The 20,744-nt window shown below is 49.4% G+C and carries 16 protein-coding genes, 1 tRNA gene and 3 pseudogenes; 11 read left to right on the top strand and 9 right to left on the bottom strand.

The features are described 5' to 3' along the window. The first annotated feature begins 37 nt into the window (after positions 1-37). The 4 genes from mgtA (at position 38) to cigR (ending at position 3,557) form a co-directional block, all read left to right on the top strand. The gene (gene mgtA / locus ABVN36_RS11770) at positions 38-2,764 is read left to right on the top strand and encodes a magnesium-translocating P-type ATPase (RefSeq protein WP_023138297.1); all 2,727 of its coding nucleotides are present in this window, start codon (positions 38-40) and stop codon (positions 2,762-2,764) included. Between the two features lie 21 nt (positions 2,765-2,785). Next, positions 2,786-2,878 carry a protein MgtR gene (gene mgtR / locus ABVN36_RS11765; RefSeq protein ID WP_001082117.1) on the top strand — a complete coding sequence of 31 codons (93 nt, stop codon included), beginning with the start codon at positions 2,786-2,788 and terminating at the stop codon, positions 2,876-2,878. Between the two features lie 12 nt (positions 2,879-2,890). Further along, complete coding sequence (mgtU, locus tag ABVN36_RS11760) at positions 2,891-2,977, top strand: magnesium transporter protection protein MgtU (protein ID WP_252515021.1); 87 nt, start codon at positions 2,891-2,893, stop codon at positions 2,975-2,977. A 100-nt stretch (positions 2,978-3,077) separates the two neighbouring features. Next, on the top strand, positions 3,078-3,557 hold the full coding sequence (gene cigR / locus ABVN36_RS11755) for an anti-virulence regulatory inner membrane protein CigR (protein WP_001065324.1): 480 nt from the start codon (positions 3,078-3,080) through the stop codon (positions 3,555-3,557). A gap of 228 nt (positions 3,558-3,785) precedes the next feature. On the opposite strand, the gene ABVN36_RS11750 is transcribed toward cigR, so the two are convergent. Next, on the bottom strand, positions 3,786-4,466 hold the full coding sequence (locus ABVN36_RS11750; protein ID WP_000106464.1) for an isochorismatase family protein: 681 nt from the start codon (positions 4,464-4,466) through the stop codon (positions 3,786-3,788). Between the two features lie 602 nt (positions 4,467-5,068). Between ABVN36_RS11750 and ABVN36_RS11745 the strand changes: the two are divergent. The 6 genes and pseudogenes from ABVN36_RS11745 to ABVN36_RS11720 all read left to right on the top strand — a co-directional run. Continuing rightward, positions 5,069-5,310, top strand: a pseudogene (locus ABVN36_RS11745) (hypothetical protein); the annotation flags it as partial. A gap of 528 nt (positions 5,311-5,838) precedes the next feature. Further along, entirely contained in the window at positions 5,839-6,150 is a 312-nt protein-coding gene (locus ABVN36_RS11740; RefSeq protein WP_226985747.1) for a hypothetical protein, read from the top strand. 154 nt (positions 6,151-6,304) lie between these two features. Then, on the top strand, positions 6,305-9,754 hold the full coding sequence (locus ABVN36_RS11735) for an inverse autotransporter beta domain-containing protein (protein WP_001537629.1): 3,450 nt from the start codon (positions 6,305-6,307) through the stop codon (positions 9,752-9,754). A 79-nt stretch (positions 9,755-9,833) separates the two neighbouring features. Further along, positions 9,834-10,313 carry a hypothetical protein gene (locus ABVN36_RS11730; protein WP_000970020.1) on the top strand — a complete coding sequence of 160 codons (480 nt, stop codon included), beginning with the start codon at positions 9,834-9,836 and terminating at the stop codon, positions 10,311-10,313. 627 nt (positions 10,314-10,940) lie between these two features. Next, positions 10,941-11,798, top strand: coding sequence for a transcriptional regulator (locus ABVN36_RS11725; protein WP_001278062.1), 858 nt, complete (start codon positions 10,941-10,943; stop codon positions 11,796-11,798). A 10-nt stretch (positions 11,799-11,808) separates the two neighbouring features. Then, entirely contained in the window at positions 11,809-12,273 is a 465-nt protein-coding gene (locus ABVN36_RS11720) for a hypothetical protein (RefSeq protein WP_001521985.1), read from the top strand. 94 nt (positions 12,274-12,367) lie between these two features. Here the strand turns inward: ABVN36_RS11720 and misL are convergent, their stop codons facing one another. From misL to ABVN36_RS11685, 7 genes and pseudogenes are all read right to left on the bottom strand, one after another. After that, positions 12,368-15,220, bottom strand: a complete 2,853-nt coding sequence (gene misL / locus ABVN36_RS11715; protein ID WP_033903590.1) for an intestinal colonization autotransporter adhesin MisL — start codon at positions 15,218-15,220, stop codon at positions 12,368-12,370. A 74-nt stretch (positions 15,221-15,294) separates the two neighbouring features. Then, positions 15,295-15,912, bottom strand: a complete 618-nt coding sequence (locus ABVN36_RS11710) for a helix-turn-helix transcriptional regulator (protein ID WP_000984812.1) — start codon at positions 15,910-15,912, stop codon at positions 15,295-15,297. Between the two features lie 756 nt (positions 15,913-16,668). Further along, a pseudogene (locus tag ABVN36_RS11705) lies at positions 16,669-16,779 on the bottom strand (IS3 family transposase); the annotation flags it as partial. 229 nt (positions 16,780-17,008) lie between these two features. Then, positions 17,009-17,734 (bottom strand): retron system putative HNH endonuclease, encoded by a 726-nt coding sequence (locus ABVN36_RS11700; RefSeq protein ID WP_023198719.1) that lies wholly within the window; start codon positions 17,732-17,734, stop codon positions 17,009-17,011. Continuing rightward, positions 17,731-17,940 carry a hypothetical protein gene (locus tag ABVN36_RS11695; protein WP_125011023.1) on the bottom strand — a complete coding sequence of 70 codons (210 nt, stop codon included), beginning with the start codon at positions 17,938-17,940 and terminating at the stop codon, positions 17,731-17,733. The genes ABVN36_RS11700 and ABVN36_RS11695 overlap by 4 nt, the downstream gene beginning before the upstream one ends. Beyond that, positions 17,937-19,128 (bottom strand): annotated as a pseudogene (locus tag ABVN36_RS11690) (AAA family ATPase). Before ABVN36_RS11690 ends, ABVN36_RS11695 begins: the two are co-directional and overlap by 4 nt. Positions 19,129-19,262: 134 nt before the next feature. Continuing rightward, positions 19,263-19,430 carry a TA system toxin CbtA family protein gene (locus tag ABVN36_RS11685; protein ID WP_223228506.1) on the bottom strand — a complete coding sequence of 56 codons (168 nt, stop codon included), beginning with the start codon at positions 19,428-19,430 and terminating at the stop codon, positions 19,263-19,265. A gap of 371 nt (positions 19,431-19,801) precedes the next feature. Here ABVN36_RS11685 and ABVN36_RS11680 point away from each other — a divergent pair, with 371 nt between their 5' ends. Further along, a complete protein-coding gene (locus tag ABVN36_RS11680) occupies positions 19,802-20,146 on the top strand; it encodes a hypothetical protein (protein WP_000120776.1) in 345 nt (114 codons plus the stop codon). A gap of 316 nt (positions 20,147-20,462) precedes the next feature. On the opposite strand, the gene ABVN36_RS11675 is transcribed toward ABVN36_RS11680, so the two are convergent. Then, positions 20,463-20,557, bottom strand: a tRNA-Sec gene (locus tag ABVN36_RS11675). Positions 20,558-20,744: the final 187 nt, after the last annotated feature.

The raw sequence follows: 20,744 nt of genomic DNA, 5'->3' as shown, positions 1-20,744 counted from the left end.
TGCAGGAAACACTACACCTTAATTTTGGGGATTCATCATGACTGACATGAACATTGAAAACCGGAAACTCAATCGCCCGGCGTCAGAAAATGATAAGCAGCATAAAAAAGTATTTCCGATCGAAGCGGAAGCTTTTCATAGCCCGGAGGAGACACTGGCGCGGCTGAACAGCCATCGTCAGGGCCTCACGACGGAGGAGGCCAGCGAACGGTTGAAAGTGTATGGGCGCAATGAAGTGGCGCATGAGCAAGTTCCTCCGGTGCTGGTTCAGCTTTTGCAGGCATTCAATAACCCGTTTATTTACGTTCTGATGACACTGGCAGGGGTCAGTTTCATCACGGATTACTGGCTCCCGTTACGCCGTGGTGAAGAGACCGATCTCACCGGCGTGCTGATTATTCTGACGATGGTCAGTTTGAGCGGGTTATTGCGTTTCTGGCAGGAGTTTCGCACTAACAGAGCAGCACAGGCGCTGAAAAAGATGGTTCGCACCACCGCCACGGTGTTGCGTCGTGGGCCGGGCAATATAGGCGCGGTGCAGGAAGAGATTCCCATTGAAGAACTGGTGCCGGGCGATGTGGTTTTTCTGGCCGCAGGCGATCTGGTGCCCGCCGACGTCCGACTGCTGGCGTCGCGCGATCTCTTTATCAGTCAGTCAATTCTTAGTGGTGAATCATTACCCGTAGAAAAATACGATGTTATGGCTGATGTGGCAGGTAAAGACAGCGAGCAATTGCCTGACAAAGATAAAAGCCTGTTAGATTTGGGCAATATCTGTCTGATGGGAACCAATGTAACCAGCGGCAGAGCGCAAGCGGTCGTGGTTGCGACGGGAAGCCGTACCTGGTTCGGCTCGCTGGCGAAATCCATTGTGGGTACGCGTACCCAGACGGCTTTCGATCGCGGAGTCAACAGCGTGAGCTGGCTGTTGATACGCTTTATGCTGATCATGGTACCGGTTGTCCTGCTGATCAATGGGTTCAGTAAGGGAGACTGGGTAGAGGCTTCGCTGTTCGCGCTGGCAGTTGCGGTGGGGTTGACGCCGGAAATGTTGCCCATGATTGTCAGTTCCAACCTGGCAAAAGGCGCGATTGCGATGTCGCGGCGCAAAGTGATCGTCAAACGCCTGAACGCTATTCAAAACTTCGGCGCGATGGATGTGCTGTGTACAGATAAAACCGGCACCTTAACCCAGGACAATATTTTTCTGGAGCATCATCTGGATGTGAGCGGTGTAAAAAGCGGCCGGGTATTGATGCTGGCCTGGCTGAATAGTAGCAGCCAGAGCGGCGCCCGGAATGTGATGGATCGCGCCATACTGCGTTTTGGCGAGGGTCGAATCGCACCATCGACAAAAGCGCGCTTCATTAAACGCGATGAACTGCCATTCGACTTTGTACGTCGCCGGGTATCGGTCCTGGTGGAGGATGCGCAGCATGGAGACAGATGCCTGATCTGTAAAGGCGCAGTTGAAGAGATGATGATGGTAGCCACTCATCTTCGCGAAGGCGATCGTGTGGTGGCGCTGACGGAAACACGCCGCGAGCTGCTGCTGGCGAAAACCGAAGATTACAATGCTCAGGGATTCCGTGTATTGCTGATAGCGACACGTAAGCTGGATGGTTCCGGGAACAATCCGACATTAAGTGTGGAGGATGAGACCGAACTTACCATCGAAGGGATGCTCACTTTTCTCGATCCGCCGAAAGAGAGCGCCGGAAAAGCGATTGCCGCGTTGCGGGATAACGGCGTGGCGGTCAAAGTCCTCACCGGCGATAATCCGGTCGTGACGGCGCGTATCTGTCTGGAAGTGGGTATTGATACGCACGATATCCTGACCGGAACCCAGGTTGAGGCGATGTCGGATGCCGAACTGGCGTCTGAAGTGGAGAAACGCGCAGTATTCGCCCGGCTGACGCCGTTACAAAAAACACGTATTTTACAAGCGCTACAGAGAAATGGTCATACCGTTGGTTTTCTTGGGGATGGGATCAACGACGCGCCCGCGCTTCGTGATGCGGATGTGGGGATTTCCGTCGATAGCGCCGCCGATATTGCTAAAGAGTCATCAGATATTATTCTGCTGGAAAAAGATCTCATGGTGCTTGAGGAAGGCGTTATCAAAGGGCGGGAAACCTTTGGCAATATCATTAAATACCTGAATATGACCGCCAGCTCTAATTTCGGCAATGTTTTTTCGGTACTGGTAGCCAGCGCGTTTATTCCGTTTCTGCCGATGCTGGCTATTCATCTGTTGATCCAGAATTTGATGTACGATATTTCGCAGTTGTCGTTGCCGTGGGACAAAATGGATAAAGAGTTCCTGCGTAAGCCGCGGAAATGGGACGCGAAAAATATTGGTCGTTTTATGCTATGGATTGGCCCAACGTCTTCTATTTTCGATATCACAACCTTTGCGCTGATGTGGTACGTTTTTGCGGCTAATAACGTAGAGGCACAGTCGCTCTTTCAGTCCGGCTGGTTTATTGAGGGTCTGCTCTCGCAGACACTGGTCGTGCATATGCTAAGGACGCAGAAAATACCGTTTATCCAAAGTCGGGCGACGTTGCCGGTATTATTGACGACCGGCTTGATTATGGCGATAGGCATTTATATTCCATTCTCACCTCTGGGCGCGATGGTTGGACTGGAGCCGCTGCCACTGAGCTACTTCCCGTGGTTGGTGGCGACACTATTGAGCTACTGTCTGGTGGCGCAAGGCATGAAGCGCTTTTATATCAAACGCTTTGGCCAGTGGTTTTAACGATGTTTGAGGATCGCTCAGATGAATCGCTCACCCGATAAAATCATCGCGCTGATATTTTTACTGATTAGCCTGTTGGTGTTGTGTTTAGCCCTCTGGCAAATCGTTTTCTAACGAGGTGACGCCATGCAAAAAAGAGGGTTGGACAAAATTTTTTATCAGGTTGTCCTGATAGCAATCATCCTGATTTTACTGACTATCTGGATACGATAAGCTGCTGTTGGCGAGCCCGCTTAAAATAAGAATCGATGTAGTTGTTCTTTTTATGGCGGGGCGCTATTTTCATGGTATCCCACATCCGAAGGGCAATATTATGAACAATCGTCGTGGTTTAACCGCCGTCCTGGCGACGTTGATTACGTTTTCCCTGAGCGCTACGCCTGTGCTGGCGAATCCGGGAAATGGCAATGGCGGCGGGCATGGTAATAACGCGGCTAATCAGGGTAATAACGGTAACGGACATAAAGGAAATGCCGGGCAAAAAACGGAACACCGTAAAAATGGCGGTAAACCGGATCACGTCGAGTCGGACATTAGCTATGCTGTCGCCAGGCAACTGGCAGTGAATTTAGGGCTGACGGGTTATCAGTCTTTACCTCCGGGGATTGCGAAAAATCTGGCGAGAGGAAAACCGCTGCCGCCGGGAATCGCTAAAAAAACGGTGCCGGCGTCTATGCTGGGACAATTACCTTATTATCCGGGCTATGAGTGGAAAATCGTTGGGGATAATCTGGTGCTGATCGCGCTCAGTACTGCGGTGGTCACGGCGATTATTAATGGCGTATTTGATTAAGAGCCTATCCCACCAGGCGTTATTGGCGCAGCCAGTTTGGACACGGACAGTGCGCAAAAACCGGAGCGTACACGTAGTACGTGAGGTTTGACTCGCTACGCTCGCCCTTCGGGCCGCCGCAAGCGGCGTTCAAAACGCTAACGCGTTTTGGCGAGCACTGCCCAGGTCCAAAATGGCAAGTAAAATAGCCCCATTAAATGGGGCTATTTAGCCGCTTCAGGGCGTTATTTATGCGCGTTGAGAATCCAGTAGTTCATTATTTTTTACTACTTCCTGCGCTTTGGTATAACTTTCAATCAGTAGCTGATAGGCCGGGAATATTTTGGTATATACATCCGCCCATTCTGCGGCATCTTCCCTATTCCAGGTACGTTGCAGCTCAGAGGCTACCGCCGCGGTATCCATTGGTACTACGCCCGCCTGCACCACGCGGGCCATCGTAATTTCCTGCGCCATTTTACTGTACGTGCCGGAGGCATCAATTACCGCAAATACCTTGTACCCTTCCGCGACGGCGCTGATGGCTGGAAAAGCCATGCAGACACTGGTAATAGTACCGGCGACGATCAGCGTTTTACGGCCTGTCGCTTTTACCGCTTGTACAAAATCGGCATTATCCCAGGCATTAATTTCCCCTTTACGCGCGACATATTGCGCGTGGGGCGCATTTGCATGGATTTCCGGAATCAGCGGACCATTCGGTCCCTGTGGTACGGATGCGGTAGTAATGACCGGCATATTGCATAAGGTAGCGATCTTAGCCAGCGCCGCGGCGCGCGCGCGTAATTCCGGCATCGGCATGTCGCCGACGGTCTGAAACAGGCCACTTTGGTGGTCAATCAGCAGCATTACTGCGTCGTTAGCATCAATGGCAGGGCGTTGACCGTTAAAATTCGCGGGTGTAGACATAATTCATTCCTTGTTGTTGCCTTTCACTGATAGTTACTATCAGTGTTAAAGTCATTAATCGCCGGGGCGATTTCCGTTTTTAAGCTGATGACAGTAATCCGTTGCCGATTCTGGATTACCTTATTGAGTTCTTTCTGAAGGAATATTCATCGGCATCACCTTCAGTCGATTTACTTTCACGCGAATCTGTTACCACAACAATATTCATATTATGAATAAATGTTTCTATTTTACATGTCAGAGAGGATTATTGATTGAAAAAACAAACTATGTCCCTGCAAATTGTTTCTGATAGATAGTTTTAAAATTATTTGGTATAAATTTGAAATATGTGGGTTAAGGATTAACTTATTTATATTTAAATAACATAAAGCACAGCTTAAATATTAAGTGGGACGCGTGCTTTTATTAAGTATGGCTACTGTAACTCTTAATAAATTGGAAACTATCCCTACATAACGAGTGCTGCTTTTTGGGATATTACAAGCCATTATAGGAACACATTGAATAAAACCTTGTCTTTCATGTGGGGTAGATTATCAGGATATTTTTTTCTCATGATTTATATATGAGATATTAAAGATAATATATTAGTGGGAGCTATGAGTTATAACTATGCTAGTAAGCATGGTAGTGCTGTTGCGTTGCGTATGGGTTATAAAGAGTTTCCGGATGAGAATGCTTATGATGATGCTTGCTATATTAAAGATGCCTTAAAATGGGTATTTAAGATAACAGGCTTAAAAAAAAGCTGAGTGTTTACAGTGACGATGATCTTCGTAAACAGAATTATGATGTAGACACCTATTATCGCGTTGAAAATGAGCCGAAAGAAAGCGCTGAATCACCACAGGATTAACAGACACCTCAGCGTCAAAAATGGCTTAGACAGATGTGCACATGAGCAGTAAGCGTTATCCTGAAATCACACGGACTGGAGAGCAGTATGAACCGTCGTGGTAACTGCCACGACAATGCAGTTGCAGAAAGTTTTTTTCAGTTACTGAAGCGTGAACGAATAAAGAAAAAGATCTCTGACAGTTTTTCATTATCAGGTCTGACGTCAGGTTAGGGTATACACCAATTTGACATAAGCAGAAAATAATCCTGGAGTAATACTCTTCCTAATATTTTCGTTTTGGCGTCACCATAAACTTTAATCAGTTGCCCTGCTGTACTAACACTTTTAATTCAATAGTCATTTTATGAAAGTTTCCAATTACAGCCCATGGCATAGAAGTGACTTTAATATCTCCAGGTAAGGTTACCCATGTTTGTATCCAGATTAGGCAGTACTCTAAACGCTATTTTCGGCAGGAATGAGCAAGGTAAGCCGGAAGCAATATCCAGGAGTGACCTACAAGGAATAACCTTGTCCGACGCTCAGAAACTGACAGTTAAAAACAGCAAGTTCTTCGAGGCAGGCGCCAGCATGTCGCTTCTGGACCAGCCTGGCAAGATGGGCCATGTATTCGACCAGCACGCAAAACAATTAGCAGGATTGTCGCGCCACATTCTGGACGGACAGAGTGAAGCCGCCAACCATACCGTTCATTTTCAGGGCCGACAACCAACACGGGTTTCGCTACAGGCGCAACACTCCGACCTTGACCTGAGCACCCGAGTGCATGATGTCGAGTTCCACGGTTCCCCTGAGATGATAGAAAGCAGGCGTCTAATGTGAGTCAGCGGTTCTGGACTGCATGTCTGTCAGATGGATTGCAAGTCCAGTAGCAGTAATTTTGAGCCGCTATCTGCAGCCACAGAGTGATGTGTTCCCCCTCATTACCCCGTGGCTGCAGGGGCGTGGACGATAGTATCAGCAGGGAATCTATTTAATGAAGTTTGTATCTCTCCCGCATCCGTCCGGGGATGCCGTTGCCTCTCCGGCTTTGCGCCGACTGGCCTGGTTTAACATTGCCGTGCAGGTGGCCTTTCCGCTGGCGGTGGCGTTCCCCCCGGCGATGGCCGGCGAACAGCATTTCCTGCCGCAGCCTGCGCCGCTGTCCACGCAGCGCACGCAGGTCTACACACTGGGTCCCGGTGAGACGGCCATCTCGGTTGCAAAAAAATTCGATCTCACCCTGAACCAGCTGCGCGAGCTCAATCAGTTGCGCACCTTCGCGCACGGACTCAATGGTCTGCAGCCTGGGGATGACGTGGATGTGCCGCTGATGGCAGCAAAGGATAATAAAAACGCGTCAGATGCCGCCGCCCCCGGCAGGTCTGCTTCCGCAGAAGAGGGCAATGAGCAGGCGCAGAAAGTGGCCGGGTATGCCTCACAGGCTGGCAGCTTCCTGGCCAGCAGTGCAAAAAGTGACGCCGCCGCGTCCATGGCCCGCAATATGGCCACCGTCGAGGCCGGCGGAGCATTTCAGCAGTGGCTGAGCCACTTCGGCACCGCCCGCGTGCAGCTGGACGCGGACAAAAACTTCTCCCTGAAAAACTCGCAGTTTGACCTGCTGCTGCCGTTGTATGACCAGGGCGATAACTTTGTGTTCACCCAGGGTAGCCTGCACCGTACCGACAGTCGTACCCAGGCCAGCCTCGGCGCCGGCTGGCGTCACTCCACCTCCACATACATGCTGGGCGGCAACCTGTTCGGGGATTTCGACCTGTCCCGGGACCATGCGCGTGCCGGCGCCGGTCTTGAGTACTGGCGAAACTTCCTGAAGTTGGGTGTCAATAGTTACCTGCGTTTGTCTGGATGGAAAGACTCTCCGGACCTGGAGGATTATCAGGAGCGGCCAGCAAACGGCTGGGATGTCCGGGGGCAGGCCTGGGTACCGTCGCTGCCGCAGCTGGGCGGCAAGCTCACGTATGAGCAGTACTATGGCAAAGAAGTCGCCTTGTTCGGGGTGGACAGTCGCCAGAGGAACCCGCATGCCATCACGGTCGGGATTAACTATACCCCGGTGCCGCTGATCACCCTGGGGGCGGAACAGCGTCAGGGCCAGTCAGGGAAAAGCGACACCCGGCTGACGTTGAATATGAATTACCACCTCGGGGTGCCGTGGCGCGCCCAGGTGGACCCGACCGCGGTGGCGGCGATGCGAAGCCTGGCTGGCAGCCAGTATGACCTGGTGGAGCGTAACAATAATATTGTGCTCGAGTACCGAAAGAAAGAGATTGTCCGCCTGAAGACGGCAGACCTGGTGACGGGTTATACCGGTGAGCAGAAGTCTCTGGGGGTATCAGTGAACAGCAGGCATGGACTAGAACGCATCGACTGGGATGCTTCAGCCCTGAACGCAGCCGGCGGTAAAATTGTGCAGAACGGAAGAGATTATGCGGTGGTGCTGCCGGCGTACCAGTCATCGGCGCAGGGGGTGAACACGTACACCGTCAGCGGTGTGGCGGTGGACACGAAGGGCAACCGCTCTTCGCGGAGTGACACTCAGGTGACCGTGCAGGCGACGGAGGTGAACAAACAGACCTCGACCTTCACACCGGTGAGCAGTGTCCTGCTGGCGGACGGGAAGAGTACGCAGGTGCTGACCCTGATGCTGTTGGATGAGAATAACCAGCCGGTAGATATGGATGTGAAGGACATCAGCCTGAACAGCAGCGTCCTGAAAAGCTCCACGATATCGGCCCTGACACGAAAATCTGCAGGAGTTTATGCGGTTACAGTAACAGCCGGAAGGGATGCTGAGAATGTCACCCTTACGCCAGTAGTCAACGGTACTACGTTGTCCTCAGCCGTGGTAACTATCAGCAGCGTCACGCCGGACGGGGCACGGTCGACCATTAGCACCGATGCCGCCGCCTATGTGTCCGGTTCTGATATGGCAGTGACGGTGACGCTGAAGGACACGAACAATAATGTGGTGGCCGGAGCGGCCTCCTCGCTGACGGCGGATACGGTGACCGTACCGAATGCGATCCTTAAAGCCGGCAGCCGCTGGCGGGACAACGGGGACGGGACCTATACGGCCACCTACACGGCCACCACAGTGGGCACAGATCTGAAGGCGACGGTGAGGCTGGGCGGGTGGGACACGGTGGCGCAGTCCGGGGCGTATGCCATCACGGCGGCCACGCCGGACGGGGCGAAATCGGCTATCAGCACCGATGCCACTGCCTATGTGTCCGGTTCTGATATGGTAGTGACGGTGACGCTGAAGGACGGGCAGGACAACCCGGTGACCGGGGCGGCCGCCTCGCTGACGGCGGACACGGTCACTGTACCGAATGCGATCCTTAAAGCCGGCAGCCGCTGGCGGGACAACGGGGACGGGACCTACACGGCGGCCTACACGGCCACCACGGCGGGTTCACACCTGAAGGCGACGGTGAGGCTGGGCGGCAGGGGCAACCCGGCGTCATCTGATGCGTATGCCATCATGGCGGCCACGCCGGACGGGGCGAAATCGGCTATCAGCACCGACGCCACTGCCTATGTGTCCGGTTCTGATATGGCAGTGACGGTGACGCTGAAGGACGGACAGGACAACGCAGTGACCGGGACGGCCGCCTCGCTGACGGCGGATACGGTCACCGTACCGAATGCGATCCTTAAAGCCGGCAGCCGCTGGCGTGACAACGGGGACGGGACCTACACGGCCACCTACACGGCTACCACGGCGGGTACGAACCTGAGGGCGACGGTGAGGCTGGGCGGGTGGAGCACGGCGGCGCAGTCTGGTAAGTACGGCATCATTCTGGGATATGAGGCCCCTGCATCCATCAATACGCAGGTCAATGCTTACACCTTTACACAGACCAGCGAAGAGGGGACATTCCCGACCACCGGCTTTACCGGGGCGACGTTCACCATCGTGCCGAAGGACAGCAAGAGCGTGACTGACTACACCTGGACCTCCGACGCCAGCTGGGTATCAGTGACGGATGGGGTGGTGAAGTTCACCGGAACAGGTACGGGCGACAAGGTGACCATTACGGGTACGCCGACAAGCAGTCAGGGGAACATCATTAAGTACAGTTTCACGCTTAAGAGTTGGTTCATACATAGTGGGTCGACCAGAATGAGCTGGTCCGACGCGAACACGTATTGCTCATCGCAGTCGGGTTACAGCCTGCCGACGATCGCCCAGATGATCCTGCGTACAAATCACACCGCAACACTGATCCGGGGCACCGGAGCGCTGTTGAACGAGTGGGGCATGATGACACGTTATACCAGCGCGCGTTTCTCCGACAACACCTACTGGTCATCGGATCAGTTGAGTAGCGGCTCCCATAACAACGTCAGCCTGCGCTATGGCGGCGTCTACTTCAGCAGCGATAGCAGCAAGATCAACGTGGTGTGTCGTCAGGGTCTTTAGTTTTTAACCTTTGGTTTTTATTTTTAATGATGGTTTTTATTCTCCTCCGCGGGAACGCGGGGGAAAATAAGGACAATGAATGATGGAGATAAAGGATAGGGTGGCGCTGAGTGCCCGTCCGGGAAAGCTTACACTTATCCGGGAGGGCGTGTTCCTGAAATGCTACCAGCAGTCGTTGTTTTCAGGGGGGAGGGTCAATGCTTTAACGGGAACTTTGACCTTTTCAGGGAGGTCGTATGTATTTAATCCTGAAGGAAGCACGCTCATGCCACGCTTAAAAAAGATGAATATCCTTTTAATCTTATTGCTTTATAGCATGGCAGCATCTGCCTCATCAAATCATCCATATTCTACTGATAATAAAGAATATTTATATTTACCAAAAGATAAACCAACATTATCCTGGGAGAAGAAGGAGCCTCAAACAGATAAAAATTTATATTGCCTTACTCCGAGTGATCCGGGGTGTAGTGATATGTGGTACAAGGAAAAATTGAGGGAGCATCAGGAGCGTGTACAACGTTACCAGCTTCCAAAAAAACGTAACTTTCATAAATAATCGCTCAAAATTCGTCGGTTCCAGGGTAGAACCATAAGTTATGAAATAAATTTCAGAGCTGACCTTCCCACTGAAAATAGCACCAGGGGTAAACTGGAGTATCCTGCCTTTTTTTCACCCCACAGAGAGGTGTATTTACAGAAACAAAGTAAATACCCGGGCGAAACACAGTCTCACAAATTGCCAGAGTATCGTTGGCGTTGTTCCTCTGGCTACGAAAAAAGGCTTTCACATGTTGTGCTGGAGTCAGCCTCGCGGGATACCCCATTGTACTGAACGTTACTCCCCAAAAATGAGAGGTTAAACAAGCCTCATAGCGTTAAGCGTTACGGGCTCAATTTGTCGAAAGGTATCCTGCAATCTGGAGCGTGAGATTTTTTTATTCCATGCAACGGAGCCACCATCCATCCAGACGCAGAACTGAAAAACAGATTTGGCAATATCAATACCGTGTGATACTACTCCCGGAATAATGCAGTTTGTAAAAATATAGCTCTGGCTACTTCAGGAAGGGGCGTCCATCACATTACTTGCCTGCTATAATGAGAAAAGCGGTGTCTACGCTTACCTGTTAATGTCTTATGCCTCTCGCTCTTCTATATGATCGGTATGTGCAGGGGACAATCCATGTCCTGCTACGCAGCCACAGCATCAGACTATACTCAGTGGTGTCTATTAACCCTCTCCAACTACGTTATGTTTTGGCATGGTAACAATGCGATGTTATGGATAATTAACGATAATATTGAATTTAATCCAGAAATGAATCGCCTGGCGTCATTATCGAGGCCAGATCTCAACATTATTCTGACAACGCCCGCCAGCCGCTGCTTGCGCCTTCTGCTGGAAAACGCCCCCTCCGTCGTCTCACAACAAACATTCTTTCAAAAAGTGTGGGAAGAAGACGGCATGGTGGTGTCGGCAAATACGCTTTATCAGAATATCTCCATTATTCGCCGCGGATTACGTACCGTTGGCGAAAATGAAGATACGCTGATAATCACGGTTCCGCGTAGAGGCTTTCAGATTGAGCCAGGTGTGAGCCTCATGACCATCCGCAAAGACTTCGCTCAGGCAATAGAAAAAAAGGGTGAGACGCCACCGCGTATGTCAGGGCGTTGGTTTAAACATTATGTACCTGTACTTTGGATGACCGGGACATTTGCTGTTGGTATTTTGCTTGGCACTATAAGCTGGCAAACCGTTCCCGATAAGGATTTTTACGATCGCTACACGCTGGTTGAAACAACTCAGGGCTGTCATTTTTTCTCGCGGAATGAAGATATCGAAAGCGGTAGCCGCTTTGCTAGCTATAAGTCAATGATTCTAAAAACCGGTATGGATTGTCAGAAATACCCATGGGTCTATTTCCCTTCCAGCAGTCGCACCCCAGCGGTTACGGCATTGATTTGTCAGCAACCTTATAAAACGCGCGGTGATACAGGCTGCGTGACGCTTTTTTTCCGCGGGGTGACACATGGGTAAAAAGGCACTGATGTTAGCCTGCCTGACGCTACTGTTTCTGGGAGTAGGGCTTGGGCATCTTTTTCATTTATATACGGAAAAGAACCGGGATCCAGAGAAATGTACGGCGCCTGTGATTGTGTTTTATAACAACACTCAGGCTAACCTGACGCTGGATTTTATGTATTCGCTGAAAAAACGTACTGGGGTGGTTTCCATCAGCGGAACGTATTACGTCGATAATAAAATGAGCGGCGTGATCCGCCGTGATGTTTCCTATGTATGGAGTGAAAATAAAGACAGCACCCATTTTATATCGACGGATATCAACAAAGTCACGCGTGACGAAACACTGTCCGATGCGGTTATCGAGACGGTTTTACCCGATTTTTATGTCTATCCAGGGAAAAGTATCAGTTACACCATCCTGACTCAGGGCCATCGTGGCTTTATGTTCACCATCGGGAAACGCCCGATATTTTTCTGTACACATTAAGCTGTTTTGGGAGCCGTTCATGGAACGTATCAGCCAAATGAAAGCGCTTCCGGGTAAAAGCCGCTGAAGATCAGCGGCTCTGTTGTTACCTGAATCAAAAACTGTATTTAACCCCCAGTAGGCCTTGGGTATTACTATAGCCCTGGTCACCTACCTGTTGCGCCACGTTACCCCATACGTTCAGGCGCGGGGTAATTTGTCCTTCCATACCCACTTTCAGTTCACCAATATTTTTCGTACCACGCATATCGCTGCTGACATCGTCCATCTTCACGCTGGCAGGCTGCGTATTATGGATCCAGTTCGCCTCCACGAATGGCTGGAACTCTCGAGATTTATTGTCATCAATGGCATTGTGGCCGTTAATATAGGCTTTTACGCCCATGCGGGTTAGCAGATTACCGGCGGTATCATCCTTGACGAGGGTACCATTGGCTTCGCGATTGTCGTCAGCCTGCACGCCCATCCATACCACCTGCGCTTTGGGCTGCAACCAGTAGCTTTGATGCGCGCTTTCACCTAACCTGAAGCTGTAACCGGCTTCAACCGAGGCGGTAATTCCTTTGGATTTATATTTCTCAGCGGCCTGATCCTGACCCATGACCTTGTTATCAAACCAGTTGTACAGCATCCAGGTATCCACGTAAGCCCCAGACCGATCGATATTGTTAGCATACCAGGTGCCATAAAGGCCGACGCTGTAACCGGTGACTTGACCACGGGAATGATAGTCACTCACGGACGACTGCGTGCGGTTCTGGCTGTTGGCATAACCTGCCATTGCACCAATATGCCAACGGTCAAGACCGTCAGTGCTCCACTGTGCCAGATCGCCTCCCACTTGTAACACATAGCTGTTGATGCGGGTTTTTAGCTGCCCGCTGCCATCGTTGAAGCGAGTATGGGCGCCGACGTTACGCATCCACAGGCTGGTGACCTTCTTCTCACCCGTCAGCATGTCGGTGTACTGGGTTTCACCCAGACGGTCATGGAGACGCGTCATGAACAGCGTATTTGCCGCATAGTTGTTGGCAAGATAGCTGCCCACTTCCGGACGGAACTGATGTTCTGTTATCGGCGGTGTGTCAGATTGCCCTATGTCAGGAATTGTCGGATCAGGGATGACCGGGTCTACTGGCTCAGGGTCTACAGGATCAGGGTCCACCGGATCGGGAATAATAGGGTCAGGGATAACCGGGTCTACTGGATCAGGGTCTACCGGATCGGGAATAACAGGGTCCACCGGATCGGGAATAATCGGTTCGTCCGGCTCAATGTAGCTGGTCAGATACCAGTTTTTACCTTTCTGCACCACGTTGTAGTCATAGGCTCCGGCAACAATACGGCTTGCTTTTTCGAAAGTACCGTTGGAATTGCCAGCAACGTTAACAATTTCAATACCTTCAATGGTTTGCGCCCCGGCTCCTCCAATATTATTTACTGCAACAAATGTGTTACCTGAAGTATTGCCGAGAACCTGCAGCCTGTCCGTTTCGGAATCATCATCGTTGAGCACAGTATTAAAGACCAGCTTACCGCCGTTGCCTACATAATCTTCATTGATGGTGAGCGTTTGCCATGGCTCGCCATCTTCATGGCTGAAGTTAATGGTTGCGCCACTATTCAGCGTCAGGTCAGTGAGCGTTGAGCTGCTGGTCATATTCCAGGTCGCATCGCTCATTTGTACAGAGATAACGCCTGTGCCCGCCGTAGCGCTGGTGATGTACGACGCCCCGTCCCATCGCGAGTTGTCCGTCATATTGAGCTTAATCGTACTGTTCTGCTGCGGTAGCGTACCGCTGGCAGCGGTGGCGCCAGCAGCACGAATATCACCGTCGATGACGAAACGTCCTCCTGAAGAACCGTCAACAATGCCGCCAGTTTCCGTGCTGATGGCGTAACTTTCGCTACTGTTATCGCCCGCCATAGTAATAGCCGCACCGCCTGCCAGATTAATGGCGCCTCGGGAGAGGGCGTATAAACCGGCAGGGGCTTTACTATAGGATGCAGCCTTACTGGCGCTGTTAACGCTAATAGTGGCATTCTCTCCCAAATTAACGGTAGCGTTAGTTGCATATACCGCGTGTGCGCTGGCACCGTTCACCGTAATAGTAGCGTTGTTGCCAAGCTCGGTTCTGGAGGAGGATGCTGCGTAAATCCCCGTTGAGGATGCGCCGGAGGTTTCGATGGTTGCATCGTCACCCAGACGAATCAACGAACCACTTTGTCCGGTACGCAGCCCCTCCGAACTGTCGCCGGTAGTAACAATATGTGCACGATTGCCGACGACAATCGTATTTTTGGCACGTGACGCATCCCGCATGGCGTTGGCTGTAATTCCACGTCCCTGGCTACCTGTTGTTTTGATATACAGATCGTCGCCGACGTAAATATTGGCCGATCCGGTCCAACCCTGGCCCAGTGAGTTATATCCGGCGTTAATACCGTCACCATCCTGACCATCCACGTAGATGTTGGTACGGTCACCGGTAATAATAAATACCGGGTTATCCGGAGTATTTGCGCCGTGAGTACGGATGCCATCGACGTCTCTACCATTATTCGCGGCATTCGCCGACTGCGTCCGAATGGTCAGGTCGTTGCCAAAAATCACGCCCGGACTTCCCGTCCCGCTGTTTTGAATAACCGTGACAGTGTGTTCAAACGCCTCCGCGCCCGGCCCATTAAGCGTGAGGCCATTGCCATAAACCGGGATGGTGCCGGTGTTCCACTGATAAACGTAGTTGGGCATGGTACCGACTTTGGTGAAACCGGTACTGGCCTGAGCGGGAATAATAGCCTGTAATTCCGGCGTCAACTGGCTGACCAGCCCACTGGATGGCAGACTATCAACGTCGACCCAGGCCGCCTGGGAGGGAAATACCATAGAGGCTAATGCTGCTGATACCGCTATGGCGATGAATGAGTAATTTTGGGGAGTTGGCATTCTGCCTCCTGCATTATGGCGTAAAGCGTCTTCCACATCGCAATAATATGGAAATAATAAAAATGGAAACGGATCTATAAAATATTTGATATTATTTTATGAATGCTATGCCCTAGCTTATTTTCAAGCCGCAGCTTATGCACATAAAGTTTCTTAATATCAATATTGTCAATATTTACAATCTGCTGAATACTTATTCCTGATACAAAGCGCTTCAGTAATATAAATTCCGTATAGTTAAGCGTTCGTCCACGTTTACTGTTGGCAAGCCGACCGGTAAACAAGCGGTGCATCTTTTGCTGTTGCACAATATCATCGTCATCGGAATAAATAATTCCTTGTATTTTATTGCTTTTCAAAATCCAGTAATTGGCCAGCGGAGTTAAACTTCTGTCAGAAATCAGGACAATATGCATACCACTGTTTGCCAGACTGTCAGCCCATTGTAAATCGGTAAATCGTCGAAGATTCGGGAAAGAAAAATCAACAAAGATAAAACCGCTGGATAAATGGTTGTGTCTATCAAGCAATAACTTTTCAATAAACCCTTTTTTCAGGAAAGCATTACCATCTGGCCAGATGGAAAATGCCGCATTATGACAGTATTGCACCCGTACTGCGCTGTCAGGGAATAATTGACAGGATAAATCGCAACTAATGCAATGGACAATTTGTGAAGGCTTTCTCATCATCCTGAACGACTCCCGTCGATGTTTCTATTAATATTTCATTGGTAAATAAATGTGTCAATCCAGATAATATACCGTGCTACGGCTGTCAAAAGTCGCGAATTATTGTCAGTGTCATAAACTCCTGGAAAGACCTAAAATACAGCTTTAAGGAACCATGACAGATCCGACAGTCGTAATACATCATTTCGGATTTTTATTTCACGCATTGGGATTTTTATACATTATCTCCAATATCATAAAACGTCTTAAAACAGCACTATTTGCTAAATCATGAGAGTGATAAATAACGGTTCTCAATACCATCTGTCTGCTGTCCTCGTCACTATCGGGGTGATGTGATGAAATATAAAAGTAATTCCTGTAAACCTGTAATGAATTCTTATTATTAAAACCTAATTTAAGATTTTTTCTTTTATTGCATTGTTATTCAATGACTTAATGGTGACATTTGTGCTCTCATCAACTTCTTATATACAAATTTAAGACTCTTTTATAGAGACGCATGTAAACTTTAAGGGGGGGTAATGCTAATGCCATGAGAAAATCTTGTAACTTAACGCCGGGAGTCATACCTTGCCAATAAGTTGATCTGACTTAATTCTGATCGTGACAGTGTGAGCAACCGACAGACTTATCGGTCGAAGCAACTTCAGCTTCTGGCTTCTCTTTTCAATCGCTCATCTGATGAAAACTCTTTCCCGGAGCACATTAGTGAGAAACAGGATGTGGTCAAACCTAATGTCCATAGATGTCGTCAGTCACTTCACAAATATCCGCCTCCTGGCAGATATCTTTAAGCGTTCGTCCAGCTTCGACCAACTTAATTACGGCGATGTTCTGATGCTCAGTGAGACGGGATTTACACATAGAGATTCCTTCGTCAGCAGATCGATGACGTGATCTCTAAATGTGAATAGCACGATTATGTGGGATACGTACAAAAAATTAAACTAACTGCCAGTAAAAAGCAAACGCGCCTGCCGGGAGTGGCAGACACATTATGCGGTGAAATAAAGTTGAATAAATCTTGCGGGTGTAAATCAGGAAGGCGACTCACAATAAATCACGCTGTCGCCCTGAATCAGGAATAGTGGTGTTAAATTAATGCTGGGGCGTGGATCTGTAATACCTGTTCAGCTTCTTGCTGGAAAAACTGGCGTGTAATGCTGAAGAATTCATGCAGTTTATGATCTGGCGAAGGGACCAGCTCAAGCTGAAGTAATTGTTGCAGATCCCAGCCTTTTTCAATATGTTCCTCAAAAAGCTGTTCCAGCTCTTCCCAATGATTACGACGTTCCGTTTGAAGGAATCCGCTGTTCAGATTTAGTAGATCAATGGTGTACTCTGCCCTCTCCATTTCCTGGGCATTTAGCTCATCAGCCGGTACTATTCGGCCATCAGAAAGGTAAGCAAAATAACGAGAACAGTCAGGGAGGTGACAATGAATAAACTTTGCCATATCCACGGCCTCTTGTTTCCCTCTTGCGTGACCGCCGAAAGCGTTGATACCAAACAGGTGCAAACCATTCTCAGAGTCTAACGCGCTGGCGGCGAGATTTTGATAATCGAAGGTTCGCCCTGGCTGCTGACTTTTATTTTCGACGTGTTCAATGTGATAGCCGAGGCCACGCAAATCAGCACGGATTTCGCTGTAACAGCAAAGGTGATATTGCTCATTGAGAAGCAGAGTCATTAAGGCTGCTTTATTCTCACGACCAAAGTGCTGCCAGCGACGAGTTGATTGATCTGAATTTTGTGGTGGTTGCTCATGTGCAGTGAGTAAGGCATCTGTTCCACGTCGGGTTTTTATCACATGCCTCATTGCGCTTTCCCTTTCAGCATGTTCTGCCGGGCAATGCTGCGCTGTAAGCGTTGGAGTTGTGGATGTTGATCACCCAGCGCCACCTGTAATGCAGCCATCAGTTGCTGTGCTTCTGGCTCGTCGTACTTCCCTTGATCTACCCAAGCCGTCAGCTTTTGTAGGTCAGCCTTCTCCTTAACCGGAGGTTGCGGATCGACACCCATCACACTTTGTAGCACGTCGTTACTCGGCTCGCCGTAGGTCGCTCCGAGCGGCATCAACGCTTTCCCGTTGCCATTCTCATCCTGCTCAAGCAGACGAATGGATTCACGTTTTACCGTGCTGATAACCTGCGGGCTATGGGTAGTGACAATAAACTGGATTAGTGGAAATGCGCTGCGCAAAGACTGGATAATTTGCTGCTGCCAGGCTGGGTGCAGGAACATATCGACTTCATCGATCAGCACAATCCCCTGTGTTTTTAAGGCGGCTTCATCGCGTAAATGGGGGTTGAGTTTGACACAGCGAAACGCGATATCCGCTACCATCGCAACCGCATTACGCAGGCCGTCGCTGAGCTGGGATAAGGGAATCTTACCGTGCTGTGGATGGTTCATCACCAATTGCTGGTTATGGCTGGAGCTGTATTCCAGATCGTGCCAGCCAGTCACTTCCTGCGTCAGACAGTTAATGGTTTGCTGGATGGCTTGAATAGCTTCTTTCATCCGCTGAACACGAACACCTTCTTTTAACTTTGCTGAAGGTGATTCAAGTTGTGTGATTTGATGTTCACGGTAGCTAAGCCATAACCAGCTATACCATTGTTCAAATTGCTTATAATTTGATGTGGCAGAAAGGCAATCGTCATAACCAGACAAACGTGAAAAGGCGCTGTTATCCAGACGCTGTTCAGTAGGCTGTGCCTCATAACGTTCCTGATACCACAAGCGAGCAGTCCCCAGATAAAGCATTAGGGGAAGTTCAACCTGCTGCAAATTATGCTCTTCACGCACCAGCGTCTGAAGTTGTTCACCCCAACGGGTAAGCTGCGCCGCTGTCTTATCTTCATGCGGCGGCTGTTCTCCTCGCTTGTCGAGCATCCAGGTTGCCGTTTTTCCACTTTCCCATTCCCCGGTAGCCGTAATCATGGCCGGAGACGACATTTCCATGTTCAGCGCTTCGGGGCGGAAAACCAGACGTACATCTTCTGTACGGATCGCCAGCGATTTATCTTTTACGTAGAGGCTGGCATCAAAACCACGAATAAAGGGAAACAGCGCCAGGCGTATCGCATCCAGCACTGTCGTCTTGCCCGCGCCATTCGGTGCAACCAGAATCGTAATGTGCTCATCAAAAGTAATATCGAGCTGTCTGAAGCAACGAAAGTTAAGCAGTGAAAGTTTGTCGATTCTCATTACACCAGCCTCACCTGTTTTTATGTTTTAGTATAATAACATCTCTTGCCTGCAATATTGCCCGCTTTAAGCGGGCAAAGGTTACGCCTTTTATCACGTTTTAACTATTTATCCTGTTGATTAACATGGTTTTTCTAAGGAATTAATAAAATCCTTTCCTGTCGTGTCCGTAGAATATCGACAGCCTGGAGACAAGGTGACTGTTGCTGGTAACCATATTCTTTGCGATCGATACCAACTCGTTCATGTTTTTTCTTCAGAAAGTTACGGCATCGACAAACGTAGCGCCTGCGTTGATAAATGTAAGGCTATAGTGCCGTTCAATGAGTAAGCTGCGACGTTACTGCTCGTATGAACACCATCCACCCTTATGATGTGAGCCTGTACCCCCATGTGGATGTTGCCCCTTTGGGCAGGCAAGCGCACCGGATGATGCCGTGACAGTAATAAAAGCGATAATCATCGCTGTAAATAATCTCTTCATATATAACTCACATTAATAAATTAGAACATATTACTACCTACTACAGAATACGCATACTTGATACGGACTTAGGGGATAATATAACGCGTACTTTAGTTTAAATTCTATCCTTCATGTGGCATAGGTTATCAGGATAGGTTTTCGTTATGAATTTTATCTGGGATATTGAAGCAACATATTGGGGGGGATATGAGTTATAAATATGTTGGTAAGCATGGCTGTGATGTTGCATTGCGGATGGGCTATAAAGAATGCCCCGATGAAAATGCTTATGGTGATGCCTATTATATTAAAGATGGGTTAAAATGGATATTTAATATAACAGGCTTAAAAAAACGGCTTGGCGTATACAGCGACGACGATCTCCGTAAACAGAACTATGATGTAGATACCTATTATCGAGTTGAAAACCAACCGGAAGAAAGTGCAGATGATGAAATGCAATCGCTGTATCATAATTTAGCGGTAGAAGAAGGAGAACCCGTGTATCTGGAGGGAGGCATGTATCTTTATCCGGATGGCTCTATACGTTGATCTCATAATTTTGGCCTGGTAAGCGTATCTCTTTTGAGAAAGGATGAGCCTGTAAGTATGACCCACAAGTTCGTTTGGTGATTAGTTAAGTCCCGCCCGCGTTAGTCCTGGCGTACTTTTATCCCTTCTTTGCAGACGATATCCCACAATAAATGGACGTTCGGTTTTAGCAATCGGTAAATGGTGATTAATAAAATAATATTCCACTTTCTCTATCCACCTTTCCTTTCGTATTATATGCAAGAACTAGTCTTAATAATAAGCAAATACTTTGTCCCGAAATAGAGGACGAATGGTGGGCATGAGAGAAGGATGTTGGCGGAAGATCACAGGAGTCGAACCTGCCCGGGACCGCTGGCGGCCCCAACTGGATTTGAAGTCCAGCCGCCTCACCGGAGACGACGATCTTCCGCGCCTCGATTGCTACATGGAGGCGCGCGCATTATAGCTACTTCCTGACGTTTCCACATCCCCTCCCGTGCTTTTTTAACTTCCCTTTCCTTCTGCCATGATCGGTTTCATATAAACCCCCATAAAATCCATTAGTTACATTTCATCACACTTTTTGACGCTACCCTGATCACAGAAAACAAGAATC

Source organism: Salmonella sp. SJTUF15581, from assembly GCF_043356775.1.
GTDB classification, from domain to species: Bacteria; Pseudomonadota; Gammaproteobacteria; order Enterobacterales; family Enterobacteriaceae; genus Salmonella; species Salmonella enterica.
This window is presented reverse-complemented; position numbering and strand designations above follow the sequence as displayed.